The organism is Staphylococcus equorum (assembly GCF_029531845.1).
GTDB classification, from domain to species: domain Bacteria; phylum Bacillota; class Bacilli; order Staphylococcales; family Staphylococcaceae; genus Staphylococcus; species Staphylococcus equorum_C.
Genome location: NZ_JAMBPV010000010.1, coordinates 18,931 through 34,099, shown reverse-complemented (window position 1 = coordinate 34,099; position 15,169 = coordinate 18,931). Strand labels below are relative to the sequence as shown.

The following is a 15,169-nucleotide window of genomic DNA, read 5'->3' as shown; positions in this document are numbered from 1 at the left end:
AGTAGGGAATGTAGCGCTATTTGTTATATATAAATAATTAGTCTATTTCGATATTTGATTTTGGTTGTTCTTTTTGCTCTTTTTTAGGCAAAGTTACAGTGAGTAGACCATTTTCATAAGAAGCTTTGATACTACTGTCATCAACATTTTTAAATGGGAATTGGCGGCTCAAATCACTATGGTTACGTTCTTGGTGGATTGTACGTTTAGTGTCGTTTTCATCTTGAACCTCGATAGTTTGTTTGCCTTCAATCGTTAGCAAATTATTTTCAAATTCTAAACTAATACTTTCTTTTTTAATGCCTGGAAGTTCAGCTTCCACAATATAAGCGTTGTCTAATTCTTTAATATCTGATTTAATGCTCTCATTGCCAGGAAATTGTTCGAAAATTTGTTTTCCAAAATCTCTGAATAAATCACCCGGATTTACGTCGATAAACGGATTGTTAAAATTTTTATTTTCAAAATTCATGCTATATCTCTCCTCAGCGTAGTTTAATTGTTATATTTAATCGAATGGAATTGAAGTTTGAGTTAAAAAAAGTATAAAATTAAGGTGAACGTTTAATTTACCTTACAAATACATTATAATAAAATAGTCAAAGAAAATCAAAGTCAAACTATTGATAATTGTATTCAAATTATTTTAGCATAAAAGTTTAAACATTTTAAAATGAAACGATAGTAAGTGTGGTCTGTTTTATCATAATTATTTTGATAGTTTAGTTTTAGGAGTAAAGTAAAATAAGTGGGTTTTGTAGCAAGTAGGATTAAAAAGAGGTAAGTCGTAGATAAAAATGTTATGTATGTTTTACATTGTCCCATTTATCCTCAACAAACCCCATATGAATTAAATATCTTTCGCAAAATGTTTATTAACAAATTTTTGCAATGTCTCTTTTAAATCTATAGCTTCATCTATGTCCATGTCGAATTCACTAAAAACTTTTTTTGAAACTTTTGAAAGTGGTTCTTGCACGTTCGTCCCTTTATCAGTAAGTGCAATTTGTAAGTTGCGTTCGTCATCAATCTCACGAGTTCTTGTTACGTAACCTTTTTTCTCAAGTTTTTTTAACAAAGGTGTAAGTGTTCCAGAATCTAAAAAGACACGCTCACCGAGCGTCTTAATATTAATTTTTTCATCCACCTTAATTGCGAGTAAAACGATATAACCTGTATATGTTAAATCATACTCTTTTAAATGAGAAGTATACTTCTTAATTATTTCTTTAGAAGAAACATAAAATAGAAAGCATAGTTGCTGTTCTAGGTAGCTGTCCTTTTCCTCCATTTAATCACCCCTTTTGAAATTTAACCATATTATGAACACCATTCATTGTCAAGGAACGGTTGCGCGCCTTTAGATATAGATTTTTATACTATTTTTTAACTATTATCTTATTAAATAAGTAAAAATTTAATACTATAACATTCTAAACCGCTTAATAACATTGAAATCATATGTATTTTATAGGGTTTAAATCAATACGAGTAAACTTGAAATTATGATTTTGTATTAAATGGTTATAAAAATATTAGGACGATGTTTGGAAGGGTCTGAAATATAAGGAGATTTTGTTACAAAACAGTTATAACTCTTTATAATTGTTTTATAATCAGTCATACTATTATTGTTATAGATTTTAATGAGCGTGTATAAATGATTTAAGCAAGATACAACATACATAGAAGGTTAATGACTAGCTTTACTATAGAAAGATATCGCGTTAACTAGAGGAGACTATAAATGAAGACATTTTTTAAAGTTATGGGTGTATTAGTTTTAGCGTTTATAATTTCAATTGCATTTTTCTTTGGTATGAGAGCATACCAAGGGCACAAACACTTAGAATTAGTTGATCATTATATGAAAGACCAAAACTTAACAGAGAAAATTAAATCTGAAGAAACGCTATACAGTGCTAAAAAAGGTTTGTTTTATAAAGAAGTTAAATTTAAAGATGATCCAAAACATACTTATGTAGTTCAGCCAATCAGCATGACTACAGGAATTGTAGTTCAAGGTTTTGATCCTGAGACAAATAAAGATATCAAAGGCGCCAAATACAATGCATTTGAAAAAGATTATAAAATTAAAGACTAACTATAGAAATAATAATAATAAGTTTTAAATAAAAACGTAGCTACAAATAATGTAGCTACGTTTTTTAGTATGAATTAACAAAGTAAAAATTAAGTATCTATAATCTATTGTTGCATAATCTTATGGATTACATGCCTTTCATTTCACCCATGTCATGAATTTTCATCATTAAGCCATGTGGCATATCGTCATGATCGATAACTTCCATTTCACTATAAGTATCGTCACCTTCAGCTTTAACTAATTTAACAAAATCTCCACTCTTAGGTGAAAATCCAGATTCAGAAGGTAGTTTCACATCTTTTTCTATTTTTTTATCTTTTTCACTGATTACTTTTTCAGCTGTTGTGCTGTTCTCCATATAACCATAATAAGTCTCTTTTGGACCGCTAGACATCATCATAATGACTAAAACGATAGCAACAATTAACATCACTGCACTAATAACAATTGCAAACATTTTTTTGTTTTTCAAAGTTGAAATCTCCTTTATATCCGTTTCTTCTTTTATATCTGAAATGCTAAAATAATGCAATTATAAAATGGGTTATTGTATTCGTTTTATAATAAATAGTACTATTTTAGACTTATTTATAAGATAAGCTGATTTAAGTATAACATTGATTGGTATTTAGAATGGCGAGATACGTATATACTTTAGCTCATCATAATGAAGCTCAAACTCTAGCGGATTAGCTGTGCGTATAAATTGTTTTAACTCGGCTTTCGGCGTGTTTGCTTGTTCTATATGACGTAAGAGTGTACGTTCGATATACGTTTCATTTAATAAAGGTGGAAGGGCGTAATCAATAAGACCATGCTCTCTATTAAGCGTTTGTATAAATAGCATTGCCTTAGTAGGTAATACATGAGATCTTAGAACAAATTTAAGTACTTCTTGTGGTGAAAAGCGATGTTTCAGTGAATTAAATAATAATATGTGAATACTTTGAAAATCTTTAAAAACGATATAATTTTCATGAACTGATAAGGGTTTACCAATAAAAGGCTTCACAAATTGATATAAATACATTAAAGGCTCGTATATTCCGTGACGATTCATTAATGCAATATCCATACTGTCTTTAGTTGTTAATTCGTAACCTACACCACTTCCACGATTGAGCATAATTAATATATGGCACATTAAGTCGGCAGTTTCTAAGGGTGTATTTTCTTTGTATAATTTAAAACATTCTTTGGTGAGTTTGGTATAGACAAATTTTGAGGTGTGAATTTGTGATGCTTCAATGAGTTGATTATAGTAGTCAAAATAACTCATTGAATTATTAAACATATTACTTTTCTTAGTAAGCAATGATTGGACATCCTTTTGTTCAATATCAATAAAGTAAAAATCAAAATTAAATCTGTGTAACATTTCAAATGCACTTTTTAAAGAATGCGTTTGTTTAATCACACCTTCTACTGTTGTAGCTGTTTTTATACTTATATTTAAATCTTTCACTTTAATATTTAAACGGTTGATCTCTTTTAAGGACAAATGTTCAGCGTCAAAAAGTATTATAAAATTATAATTAGAGTGTTGCTGATGATACCCATTTTTGTATTTTAAAAATTGTAAGATGATAGCTTGAATAAATTTAAATTGATGGTTAGATTTAATCTTAATTGCGATACCTACATTATTTGAAAAAAGTGAATCAATGAAGTCAATCATGCCAGTGATACTCAACTTTTCTAAAGCAAGCTTACTAATGTTGTTAATCATTAAATAGGATTCGGATAAATCAGTGAATTTGATATTGGTGTTTAAAGTTGATTGAACGATATCCATTAAATCATCAATGTGAATAAAAAGCGTCGGTGTTTTTGCAGTATCTTCGTAGGATAATTGATCCAATTCGATATTGACTTGATTAGATGGCAAAGGCTTTTCTACTGAAATAGATTCGAAATAGGGGGTATAATTACTAACATCATTGTTAATTAGCTTAACAGGAATCCGTTGTAATACCATGAATTTTTTCCTGTATTCATTAGGTGTCGTACTCAAGTGGTTTTTAAATTGATGCGTATAATTTGAATAATGGTTAAACCCCATATTTTCTGAGATGGAATGGATTGTCTCCTTACTGTGTACTAATTCTGCTAAGGAAGTAGCTATCTTTAAGCTAGCAATATAATGTTTAAAGCTTATCCCTAAATATTTTTTGAACAAAATAGAGATATATGGTGCTGATATATAAAAAGAATTAGAGATATCTTTTGAAAAAATAGGTTGAGTGATATGGGCTTTAATAAATATAGTGATTTTATTTAATAAATTACTTTCAGATTGAATGGAAGGTACATAAATAAAATCTTGTTTAATTCTAGCTTCTTTATTTAAAATAGTAATAAGTTCAATGATATTTGAAGATTCCGTAGCATCTAAGCGGCTGAGTTGCTCAATCATAGTTAAAATTAAATACTTGATATACGCACTAGAATCTATTAACTTGAAATTATAATAGCAATGAAAGAATGATTGATCTACTTCCGTAAATTGTTGTACAGGTATCGTTAATTCAACGAGTCGTTCAGCGTTTGTGATTTGATATAAATCGCTATGATTGATGACGATTAGATTGCTGCCAACAGATTCATGTTTCCCATTGATTACGACGTCAAGTTGGTTGTTTAAAGAAAATAACAAGATTACTCGGTCGATACAACGTCGTGTGTATGTACTTAAATATTCATGAATACATAGTGTTGTATTTTCCATAATAAAAGCAACTCCTAATAGAAAAATGATTTGTTGAACAAATTACATTATATAATAAAATGTTGTGAACAGTAATACTTTAAATATAAATATTTTTGAATTTTATACGGTGATATAGAGATGAAAATTAAATTTAGAACAATGTAAAATGAAGTTAGTATAAATTTTAACTGTAGAATGACTAATTTTTAATTAAGATAGCTATTATTTAGAGGAGGTTATTCATTCATGAATCATATATATTCAAATTTTTATACAACATATAACAAAATAACTAATTTAAAACCCGATATATTAGGCATTGTACTTCATGATGATGCGGAGAATTATGCTGCTCATGAATATATAGAATGGCTAAATAATAGGATTGCAAAAAATGAACTTGAAAAAGGGTGGGCAAGTGTTTATGTAGATGTGGATACTTGTTTTTGGTTTCACCCAACAGAATACATAGAATGGCATTGTGGTAATAACTATGCCAATACACATTTTATAGGCATAGAACGTTGCCAATCTAAAAGAGGGGGTGTGCTTACGGATCAAGAATTTATGGAAAATGAAGAAGTTAGTTTTAGAGTTGCTGCGCTATTATTAAAAAAATACAATTTACCAGTTAATAGAAATACCGTTAGAATACACAAAGAATTTTTTGAAACTGAATGTCCAGACAGAGCATGGAAGATTCATCTCGAAGATGCACAGACGAATCCAGAGTCTATACTCAAACTAAAAGATTATTTTATAAGTAAAATTCAAGGATATTATAATAAAGTTGTTGATTCTGAAGTTGAAAATATAGGGTGATCATCATTTAGTAAGTGTTAAATACCGCATAGAACGAGTTATGTAAAAGTTCATTTAGCTATTGCGTAATTCATTGGAACCGGTTACAATTAAAACATTCATACTTGGAACCGGTTCTATTTTAATGGGAGGTATATAGATGAACTATAAAAAATCTGCTGCAGAAATACTACAGGCGATCGGCGGAGAAGAAAATATAGATGCGATGGCACATTGTGCTACACGATTACGTCTTGTTCTTAAGGATGAAAGCTTAGTAGATGACAAAGAGTTATCCGAAATGGATGTTGTAAAGGGGACATTTTCTACCGGTGGGCAATATCAAATTATTATAGGTGCTGGTATTGTAAACAAGGTATTTGCAGAGTTAGAAAGCATAACAGGTAAAGAAGCTGCTACAACATCAGAAGTAAAATCAGAAGGTCATAAAAACATGAATCCATTCCAGAGATTTGTGAAAATGTTATCTGATATATTTGTACCAATTATACCAGCAATCGTAGCTGGTGGTTTATTAATGGGGATAAATAATATTCTAACAGCACCAGGTATTTTTTATGATAAACAGTCTTTAATAGAAGTACATAATCAATTTAAAGGTCTGGCAGAAATGATTAACATCTTTGCTAATGCACCTTTTACGTTACTGCCAATTCTAATTGGTTTTAGCGCTGCCAAACGCTTTGGAGGAAACGCCTTTCTTGGTGCAGCGTTAGGGATGATTCTTGTACATCCAGAGTTAATGAGCGCTTATGATTTTCCAAATGCTTTAGAAGAAGGGGAAAAAATACCTTCTTGGAATGTACTTGGTTTAGAAATAAACCAAGTAGGTTATCAAGGCCAAGTATTACCAATGTTGGTAGCCGCTTATATTTTAGCTAATTTAGAAAAAGGTTTACGTAAAGTAGTACCAGCTGTATTAGATAATTTATTAACCCCGTTATTTTCAATATTAATACCAGCATTTATAACGTTTTTATTTGTTGGACCAATTACACGCACATTAGGTTATTGGTTATCTGATGGACTAACATGGTTATATGAATTTGGTGGTGCAATTGGAGGGCTTATTTTTGGCTTGTTATACGCGCCGATTGTAATTACAGGTATGCATCACAGTTTTATTGCAATTGAAACACAATTAATTGCAGATAGTGCTTCTACAGATGGTTCATTTATCTTCCCAATTGCAGCGATGTCTAACATAGCACAAGGTGCAGCAGCTTTAGCTGCGTTCTTTATTATAAAAGAGAACAAGAAATTAAAAGGTGTAGCATCTGCTGCAGGAATTTCAGCGCTTTTAGGTGTTACGGAGCCTGCGATGTTTGGGGTGAATCTAAAATTGAGATATCCATTTATTGGAGCAATTATAGGTTCAGGTATTGGCTCAGCCTATATCTCATTTTTTAAAGTTAAGGCAATTGCTTTAGGTACTGCAGGGCTTCCAGGATTTATATCTATCAGTGGTCAAAACAATGGTTGGTTACATTATGGAATTGCGATGCTCATTACCTTTATCGTAGCCTTTGCGTTTACGTATGGTCTATCTTTTAGAAAAAACTATAAAAATGAAGTAGGATAATTAAATAAAAAACGAATTTTCTAATGATGCATACTAGAACTATTGTTTCAAAATATTACGAGATGTAGATTTTTTACAATTTAAAAGTAAGCAATATTAAATGATATGCACCCTTAAAAACTAACTTTTAAGGGTGCATTGTTATGTTGAAATATTTTTACTTAACAATTTTTAGTATGATTTAAAAAATGAACGAATATATAAGTAGCTATTCAGAATTTAAATTCAAAGCTTTTGTTTACGCCATAAAAATGCGCCAACAATCGTCACGATGACTAATGAAATAGCAACGACAATAAGCCATGATACATAGCTGTGATCATCTATAGGTAAGGGCACATTCATTCCAAAAAAGCTGAATACCAATGTAGGTAAAGTGAGGAATACAGTAAATAATGTTAGTGTCTTCATCGTATTATTCATTTCATTAGACAGTAACGAAGCGTAAGAAGAGGTAATGCTCTCTAAAATATCCGTATACAATTTTGTAGTTTCTAAGGCCTGGTTATTCTCGATAACTAAATCCTCAAGTAAATCTTCATCTTCATCAAAACGCTTGATAGCAGGTAGTCGAAATAATTTTTTGATAATAGCTTCGTTGCCTTTAAGTGCAGCAAGAAAATATACTAAGCTTTTTTCTACTTCCATTAAATTATAAAGTTGTTTATTCGTGACATTATTTTTTAAATCACGTTCGATGCGTAATCTTGTTTTATTAAGTAATCTAAGATCTCTATTATAGTGGTTAGAAATCGTTAGTAATATATTAAGCGCAAAGCGACTATGAAAATGTAAATTAATATTTTGACGACTAAAGTTTTCGAGAAATTCATTTTCAGTATTACAAACAGTTATTATTTTTTTATTACCAATGATGATACCTAAAGGAATCGTAATAAAAGAAAGTACTTTTAAATTTGTATCATTAACAACTGGTATATCAAGAATGATCAGTGAATAACGTGTGTCTTCATCATATTCTACACGAGCACTTTCTTCAGTATCTAATGGGTCTCGAACAAAGTCGTCTGGAATACCGTATAAATTTATTAAAGAATCAATTTCTTCCCAATTTGGATCAACTACATTTATCCAAGAAGCGGTTTGATCTAATGGAGATTCAACAATATCGTGTGTTTGTGTGTGTTTATATGCACTAATCATAATACAAATAGTTCCTTCCTCTAAAATTCTTTTTAATACTAGCGGAGAAATACAAAGATGACAAGTTTAATTTGTGTGGTCAGTATTATGGTGTTCATTAGCCATAAGTCGCAAAGGACCATTAAAGATAATTTTAAACAAATAATCAACTACTGTATTAGGATCCATTCTATCTTCATCTTGTACCCAATGTTTTATAAATGAAACTGTTGCCCCCTTTACATAACTATGAAAATAATCAATAGGAATATCAGATACGGTATTAGTTGAAGGTATGCTTTTTTTCATATTATTTAACATTAAATCAGAAATTTTTTCTTCTATTTTACTTTTTCTATCAAGTTTAAAAATCACTTTATAAAATTCAATATTGTCGTATAAATAAGTAATGATATTCTTTAAAACTTCCTCTGAAAAGGCCTTGGCAAATGCTTCAATACTTACATCATGCATAATGACTTTTTCAAATACGATTTTATCGGCTAACCCTGATATAAATTCATCTTCCATATCAGAAAGTAAAATGTATTTGTCTTCATAGTGTAAATAAAAAGTGCCACGGTTCACATCGGCTAACTGTGTAATATTTTGTATGGTAATTTTTTCTAAATCTTTTTCATCAAGTAATTGTATAAAAGCATTTTTAATCGCCGATTTAGTTTTACGTACACGTCGATCTTCTGGCATAGTAGTCACCTCATTATAGTTAATTAACAATATGTATTTATATGTTGATAAACAGACAATATGATTGTTATTGCATATTGAATATTCAATTAACCTCATTATAATAAACAAAGTAGTCAATAATCAACACGATGTTTAATAAGGAGGTAAATCGTATGAATATATTTAAAAGTAAATTACTTTGGGTTGCGCCAATAGCAATATTAATCATACTTGCAATTTTTTCAATTGGGTTTTATCCAGCGTATAATCCACAACCGAAAGAGATGCCAATCGCAATTGTGAATCACGATGAAGGGACATCTATTCAAAATAAAGATATAAACATAGGGAAAAATTTAGAAGACAAATTAAAGGATAGTAACTCTGATGAAATAAAATGGATCAATGAAGATAGTGAAAAAGAAGCGCGCAAAGGATTAGATGAACAAAAATATTTTGGTGCTGCAATTTTCGAAGAAGATTTTTCAAAAAACGCGATGAGTAAAACTCAAAAGATAGTAATGGATAGTAAGCAACAAGAAATGGAAGATAAAGTGAAATCAGGTGAAATATCTGCTGCTCAAGTTAAACAAATGCAGCAGAAAATGGCTCAAGCAAGTAGTAGCCAAGATATAACAGTTAAGCAAGCTAAATTCAAAACACTTACGAATAGTGGGGCGAATATGCAGGCTTCACAAATGTCATCTAATGTACTCAAAGGTATCGGGGATAATCTGAATAAACAAATTTCCCAACAGAGTTTAGATACATTAGATCAACAAAATGTTCAAGTAGATGTGAGCAATATCAAAGATATTACAACACCTGTGAATGTAGTAGATAAAAAAGTGAATAAAGTGAAGGACCACCAAGCTAGCGGTAACGCGCCGTTCTTAATGTTTATGCCAGTCTGGATAAGCTCAATTGTAGCTTCAATATTACTATTTTTTGCATTTAGAACGAGTAATAATGTTAAAATTTCGCAACGTATCATTGCTTCAGTGGGACAAATGATTGTAGGAGTGATCACAGCATTTGTTGGTGGATTCGGTTATGTTTATTTCATGTCAGGTGTGTTAGGTTTTGACTTCCCTGATATAAATAAAATAGCAATTTATATATCCATTTCTATTCTAGGATTTATGGGCTTAATCTTAGGTGTAATGACGTGGTTAGGTATGAAATCAATACCTATTTTCTTTATAGCAATGTTCTTTAGCATGCAACTGGTAACATCGCCAAAACAAATGTTACCGAAATTTTATCAAGACTATATAGTGAATTGGAACCCATTTACGCACTATGCTGAATATTTAAGAGAATTACTCTATATGCATCAGCCATTAGAAATGAATTCAACAATGTGGATGTTTATAGGATTTATAATTTTCGGTATAGTTTCATCTGTATTAGCAGCAATGATTAGAAAGCATAGTGGAAAACGTTCAGAATTGCCATCTTAAACTAAGTTGATTAATGGTATATAACAATCAATTAGAGAAAAAGTTTGGATAAGAATTAAGATCAAATTAAAAGCGTCTCCCTAAATTTTAGGGAGACGCTTTTAATACATACACCTCAATAAAAACATAATAAAGAGAATTAATTATTTTGAATATATTTATATGATTAAATTCATTAAAAAGACATAATTATTTTACAAGTGTAACCGATAAAATAACTAGAAAAACACTGCCACTAAAGTATTTGATAGAGGGTGTGATATGTCATTGAAATATGATTGCAAAAACATTTAGAAATCACTCTATAATTTTAATAAAAAATTAACACTAAATTTACAAATATGCGTTATAATTCACATAGTTTACAAATAATTTAAAGAGGTGTAACAATGGATTCATCTGTTATGGAGATAATTTTCACTTTTATCGGTGGATTAGGTATATTTTTATACGGTATTAAGCAAATGGGCGACGGCTTACAAGCATCAGCAGGAGACCGTCTTAGAAGTATATTAAATAAATTTACGAGCAACCCGCTTATGGGCGTACTTGCAGGTATGATAGTTACGATTTTGATACAAAGTAGTTCTGGTACAACAGTAATTACGATTGGACTTGTAAGCGCAGGATTTATGACAATGCGTCAAGCCATTGGTGTTGTAATGGGAGCGAATATAGGTACCACGGTTACAGCATTTATTATAGGTATTGATCTTGGTGCATATTCGTTACCAATATTAGCTGTTGGTGCATTTTTAATATTCTTTGTCCAAAAACGTAAAGTTAAAAATATTGGTATGATTTTATTTGGTTTTGGTTCGCTATTCTACGGATTAGAATTAATGAGCGGTGCCGTAAAACCACTAGCTAATTTAGATGGTTTCCATCAATTCATGTTAGATATGTCAACCAACCCAATTTTTGGTGTTGCAGCAGGTACGATTATAACAGTTGTCATCCAAAGTTCGAGTGCCACAATAGGTATATTACAAGGGTTCTTTGCGAACGACTTAATTAGTTTAAATGGTGCCTTACCAGTATTATTAGGTGACAACATTGGTACAACAATTACAGCGGTACTCGCAAGTTTAGCTGGCTCACTTGCTTCAAAACGAGTAGCAGCAGTACATGTTATGTTTAATGTAATTGGTGCGGCAATATTCTTAGCGATTTTACCTATATATCAATGGGTTATCGAATGGATGCAAGGTGTAATGAACTTAAATCCAGAAATGACGATTGCATTTGCACACGGTACATTTAATGTTACGAATACATTGATTCAATTACCATTTATATTTGTCTTAGCTTGGATCGTTACAAAACTTATTCCTGGTGAAGATATCAATGAAAAATACAAACCTAGACATTTAGATAAAAATTTAATTAATAGAGCTCCAAGTATTGCTTTACAAGAAGCACAAGATGAAATCCAAAACATTGGACGCATGACATTCTCGCTATTAGAGAATGTTAGTGAATATAATGAAAAAAATGAGAAAAAAGTACTTCAAAAGCATGCCGCTATTAATAATATGCATGAAAATGTAAAAGAATATTTAACGAAAATATCTGAGAAAAAAATATCTAAAAAAGATGCAGAAAGAATGACTGTGCTATTTGACGTAAATCGTACGATGTTAAAAGTAGCTGGATTATCTGAAGCGTATATATTAGATTTGAAACAATTGCATAATGAACCAGTACAAATCTCTGATAAAGCTGCACAAAGTATCGATAAACTCTATTCACACGTGAATACGTCATTCGAGAAATCAGTTGAAATGTTTAGCGTATATGACAAAGTTAAAAAAGATGAAATTGTTAATTTAAGTAATGATTCATATACACTTGAACATGATTTAAGAAAAAAACATATTAAGCGTTTAAGTTCAGGTGAATGTTCACCAGAAGGTGGCCTGTTATATCTAGATATGATTGCTATACTAGAACGTATTGGCTATCATTCAAGAAATGTATCAGAAGCAATGATTGATATTGATGAACTTTCAAGTGAGGAAGAAACAGAACATTCAGTGGGCTGGACTTACTAAAGTTTAATTAAATGTAAAATTTAAGGCTGAGAAGTTTGTTGTACAACAAGCTTCTCAGCCTTTTTGTGTTGCCCAAAATGGACGCATATCGCTATAGCTGAAACACTAAATTACATTTATAAACCTATTTTATTTTTAATCCTTAGTAAAGAGATAGGGATACTTGACAAAAGGTAGTGAGAGGCATAATATTACATATAATATAATTTTTCAGAAAACTGATATGGGGGGACAGCATGTGACAGCTATTAGCATACTTGACCAAAGTCCGATAGATAAAAATGAAACAGTAAGTGACGGTATAGCTCGTACCGTTGAATTAGCAAAATTAGCAGATAAATTAAACTATACAAGATACTTCGTTGCTGAACATCACAATATACAAGAAGTAGCAGGTACGAGCCCGGAGATACTTGTAACACATATATTGAATCACACAAAAAACATACGTGTAGGCTCTGGTGGTGTAATGTTGCAACATTATAGCCCATTCAAAGTCATAGAACAATTTCATCTCATTAGTCATTTAGCACCAGGAAGAGTCGATTTAGGTATAGGTAAAGCCCCAGGCGGCTTCCCTTTAGCGACCCAAGCTTTGCAAGCAGAATTTAAATCACCACAAACAACCTTTAATGATAAATTTCATTTATTAAACCAATTTAATAATGGAGATTTTTCTAAAGACGAAGACTATGGACAATTAAAAACAACAATTCGCAATAATGAAATCCCGACACCACACATTTATCTACTAGGTGGCAGTGAAAGTTCTGCACACTTTGCTGCTACAGAAAAAGTTGGGTTTATATATGCATTTTTCATAAATTCAAATTTTAAAACATTACAACAAGCACTTAAAGATTATAAGCAACAATTTCCAGAAGGAAGAGTCATTGTAGGAGTAGCTGCCGTAGTAACAGAGAATAAAGAAGAACAGGCATTAGTTAAAGAGGGTAGTACAAATTACGCATTACATTTCAAGAGTGGTAAAAAAATCACAGTCAATACAAAGGAACAAGTAGAAACATTTAAAAAACAAAGTTCTGAAAACTTTGAAGTTGAAGAAAAACAAATAGATGTTTTTAGTGGATCCGCAGAGGAAATTAAGCAACAGTTAAATCAATTAAATCACGACGGAAATATAGATGAATTTATGCTGCATATGCCTGTTCAAAATCATAAATTAAGAATTAAAACAGTAGAACAATTAGCTATAACGAATAACAAAGAAAAGCAGAAAGAAGGGGTATTATGAGTCAAAATAAAATCGATTTTGGAATCATGTTAAACGGTCCTGGTGGTCATATGCATGCTTGGAAATCTAAAGATGTACCGAGTGATGCCAGTACAAATTTTGAGTTCCAGCTTGATGTTGCTAAAAAAGCTGAACAAGCAGGCTTCAGCTTTGTATTTGTGGCAGATGGATTATTTATTCATGAAAAATCTATTCCACATTTTTTAGATAGACATGAGCCGCTAACATTTTTAGCTGCGCTTGCACCGGTTACTCAACGTATTGGGTTAGTTGGTACCATTTCAACATCATATAGTGAACCTTTTACTGTTGCGCGACAACTCGCAACAATCGACAAAATCAGCCATGGGCGCGCAGGTTGGAATATAGTAACTTCGCCACTTGCTGGTAGTGCTGATAATTATAGTAAAGGAGACCATCCTGAACATGATGTCAGATATGACATTGCTGAGGAACATCTTCAAGTCGTACAAGGATTATGGGATTCTTATGAAGATGATGCCTTTACATTCGATGTTGAGACAGGCGAATATCTAGATAAAGAAAAAATGCACACGCTAGATTATAAAGGGCAATATTTTCAAGTTAAAGGCCCATTAAATGCGAGTCGTTCGGAGCAAGGGCAACCTGTGATATTTCAAGCAGGTGCGTCTCCTAAAGGACAAGCATATGCAGCTCAATATGCAGATGCTGTATTTACTTTAGGTGAATCTTTAGATATTGCTAAAAGTAACTACGACAGTATTAAATCACAAGCCAAGGCACTTGGACGTAATCCACAAAACGTTAAAGTATATCCTATATTATCCCCAGTTATTGGTAAGTCCGATGCTGAGGTAGAAGAACGCTTTGATGAAATAAAATCATTGGCTACAATTGACGAAGCTTTAGATTACTTAGGAAGATATTATGACCATCATGATTTCAGTCAATATAATCTCGACGCGCCGTTCCCTGATTTAGGTGAAGTGGGACAAAATAGTTTCCGTGCTACTGCAGATTCTATTGCGGCACGTGCAAAACAAAATAATTTAACATTGAGAGATGTTGCCTTAGAAGAAACAGCACGTCGCTCTCCTTTTACTGGTACTTATGAAGAGGTAGCAAACTTAATCATTGAATGGTTTGAACATGGCGCAGCAGATGGATTTATCTTTGGACCTCATATTAATGGACCTGTATATGAAGAGTTTTTAGAATATGTATTACCTATCTTAGAAGAAAAAGGTTATTACGATAGAGCATATCAGGGTGATACATTACGAGAACACCTTGGTATTCCTTTTAAAGAAAATAGATATAGTAAATCAGAAGTAACACATTAATACTCATTAAACTATAAA

General features: G+C 31.4%; 13 protein-coding genes. 7 read left to right on the top strand and 6 right to left on the bottom strand.

The window, feature by feature from the left end:
- Positions 1 to 37: 37 nt before the first annotated feature.
- A complete protein-coding gene (locus M4L39_RS11395; protein WP_277582139.1) occupies positions 38 to 472 on the bottom strand; it encodes an Hsp20/alpha crystallin family protein in 435 nt (144 codons plus the stop codon).
- 378 nt (positions 473 to 850) lie between these two features.
- Positions 851 to 1,291: a MarR family winged helix-turn-helix transcriptional regulator gene (locus tag M4L39_RS11390; protein ID WP_277582138.1), complete on the bottom strand. Its 441-nt coding sequence runs from the start codon at positions 1,289 to 1,291 to the stop codon at positions 851 to 853.
- Positions 1,292 to 1,747: 456 nt separating this feature from the next.
- On the opposite strand from M4L39_RS11390, the gene M4L39_RS11385 reads away from it, so the two are divergent.
- The gene (locus M4L39_RS11385; protein ID WP_277582137.1) at positions 1,748 to 2,104 is read left to right on the top strand and encodes a DUF3139 domain-containing protein; all 357 of its coding nucleotides are present in this window, start codon (positions 1,748 to 1,750) and stop codon (positions 2,102 to 2,104) included.
- A gap of 127 nt (positions 2,105 to 2,231) precedes the next feature.
- Here M4L39_RS11385 and M4L39_RS11380 read toward each other — a convergent pair whose 3' ends face one another.
- Both M4L39_RS11380 and rsp read right to left on the bottom strand, forming a co-directional pair.
- Entirely contained in the window at positions 2,232 to 2,579 is a 348-nt protein-coding gene (locus M4L39_RS11380; protein WP_277582136.1) for a DUF4889 domain-containing protein, read from the bottom strand.
- A 156-nt stretch (positions 2,580 to 2,735) separates the two neighbouring features.
- Complete coding sequence (rsp, locus tag M4L39_RS11375; RefSeq protein WP_277582135.1) at positions 2,736 to 4,835, bottom strand: AraC family transcriptional regulator Rsp; 2,100 nt, start codon at positions 4,833 to 4,835, stop codon at positions 2,736 to 2,738.
- A gap of 228 nt (positions 4,836 to 5,063) precedes the next feature.
- On the opposite strand from rsp, the gene M4L39_RS11370 reads away from it, so the two are divergent.
- Both M4L39_RS11370 and M4L39_RS11365 read left to right on the top strand, forming a co-directional pair.
- Complete coding sequence (locus M4L39_RS11370; protein ID WP_277582134.1) at positions 5,064 to 5,639, top strand: peptidoglycan recognition protein family protein; 576 nt, start codon at positions 5,064 to 5,066, stop codon at positions 5,637 to 5,639.
- A 139-nt stretch (positions 5,640 to 5,778) separates the two neighbouring features.
- Positions 5,779 to 7,221, top strand: a complete 1,443-nt coding sequence (locus tag M4L39_RS11365) for a sucrose-specific PTS transporter subunit IIBC (RefSeq protein ID WP_277582133.1) — start codon at positions 5,779 to 5,781, stop codon at positions 7,219 to 7,221.
- A 225-nt stretch (positions 7,222 to 7,446) separates the two neighbouring features.
- Here M4L39_RS11365 and M4L39_RS11360 read toward each other — a convergent pair whose 3' ends face one another.
- Both M4L39_RS11360 and M4L39_RS11355 read right to left on the bottom strand, forming a co-directional pair.
- Positions 7,447 to 8,385 carry a magnesium transporter CorA family protein gene (locus M4L39_RS11360; RefSeq protein ID WP_277582132.1) on the bottom strand — a complete coding sequence of 313 codons (939 nt, stop codon included), beginning with the start codon at positions 8,383 to 8,385 and terminating at the stop codon, positions 7,447 to 7,449.
- Between the two features lie 66 nt (positions 8,386 to 8,451).
- Positions 8,452 to 9,072: a TetR/AcrR family transcriptional regulator gene (locus M4L39_RS11355; RefSeq protein ID WP_277582131.1), complete on the bottom strand. Its 621-nt coding sequence runs from the start codon at positions 9,070 to 9,072 to the stop codon at positions 8,452 to 8,454.
- Positions 9,073 to 9,227: 155 nt separating this feature from the next.
- Between M4L39_RS11355 and M4L39_RS11350 the strand changes: the two genes are divergently transcribed.
- The 4 genes from M4L39_RS11350 (at position 9,228) to M4L39_RS11335 (ending at position 15,151) form a co-directional block, all read left to right on the top strand.
- Positions 9,228 to 10,517 (top strand): ABC transporter permease, encoded by a 1,290-nt coding sequence (locus M4L39_RS11350; RefSeq protein ID WP_277582130.1) that lies wholly within the window; start codon positions 9,228 to 9,230, stop codon positions 10,515 to 10,517.
- 389 nt (positions 10,518 to 10,906) lie between these two features.
- A complete protein-coding gene (locus M4L39_RS11345) occupies positions 10,907 to 12,571 on the top strand; it encodes a Na/Pi cotransporter family protein (protein WP_277582129.1) in 1,665 nt (554 codons plus the stop codon).
- A gap of 238 nt (positions 12,572 to 12,809) precedes the next feature.
- Positions 12,810 to 13,826 carry an MsnO8 family LLM class oxidoreductase gene (locus tag M4L39_RS11340; RefSeq protein ID WP_277582128.1) on the top strand — a complete coding sequence of 339 codons (1,017 nt, stop codon included), beginning with the start codon at positions 12,810 to 12,812 and terminating at the stop codon, positions 13,824 to 13,826.
- On the top strand, positions 13,823 to 15,151 hold the full coding sequence (locus M4L39_RS11335) for an LLM class flavin-dependent oxidoreductase (RefSeq protein WP_277582127.1): 1,329 nt from the start codon (positions 13,823 to 13,825) through the stop codon (positions 15,149 to 15,151). The genes M4L39_RS11340 and M4L39_RS11335 overlap by 4 nt, the downstream gene beginning before the upstream one ends.
- Positions 15,152 to 15,169 lie beyond the last annotated feature (18 nt).

Coding starts and splice junctions, on each gene's coding strand:
- M4L39_RS11395 (WP_277582139.1), bottom strand. CDS start 472: ATGAATTTTGAAAATAAAAATTTTAACAATCCGTTTATCGACGTAAAT.
- M4L39_RS11390 (WP_277582138.1), bottom strand. CDS start 1,291: ATGGAGGAAAAGGACAGCTACCTAGAACAGCAACTATGCTTTCTATTT.
- M4L39_RS11385 (WP_277582137.1), top strand. CDS start 1,748: ATGAAGACATTTTTTAAAGTTATGGGTGTATTAGTTTTAGCGTTTATA.
- rsp (WP_277582135.1), bottom strand. CDS start 4,835: ATGGAAAATACAACACTATGTATTCATGAATATTTAAGTACATACACA.
- M4L39_RS11370 (WP_277582134.1), top strand. CDS start 5,064: ATGAATCATATATATTCAAATTTTTATACAACATATAACAAAATAACT.
- M4L39_RS11365 (WP_277582133.1), top strand. CDS start 5,779: ATGAACTATAAAAAATCTGCTGCAGAAATACTACAGGCGATCGGCGGA.
- M4L39_RS11360 (WP_277582132.1), bottom strand. CDS start 8,385: ATGATTAGTGCATATAAACACACACAAACACACGATATTGTTGAATCT.
- M4L39_RS11355 (WP_277582131.1), bottom strand. CDS start 9,072: ATGCCAGAAGATCGACGTGTACGTAAAACTAAATCGGCGATTAAAAAT.
- M4L39_RS11350 (WP_277582130.1), top strand. CDS start 9,228: ATGAATATATTTAAAAGTAAATTACTTTGGGTTGCGCCAATAGCAATA.
- M4L39_RS11345 (WP_277582129.1), top strand. CDS start 10,907: ATGGATTCATCTGTTATGGAGATAATTTTCACTTTTATCGGTGGATTA.
- M4L39_RS11335 (WP_277582127.1), top strand. CDS start 13,823: ATGAGTCAAAATAAAATCGATTTTGGAATCATGTTAAACGGTCCTGGT.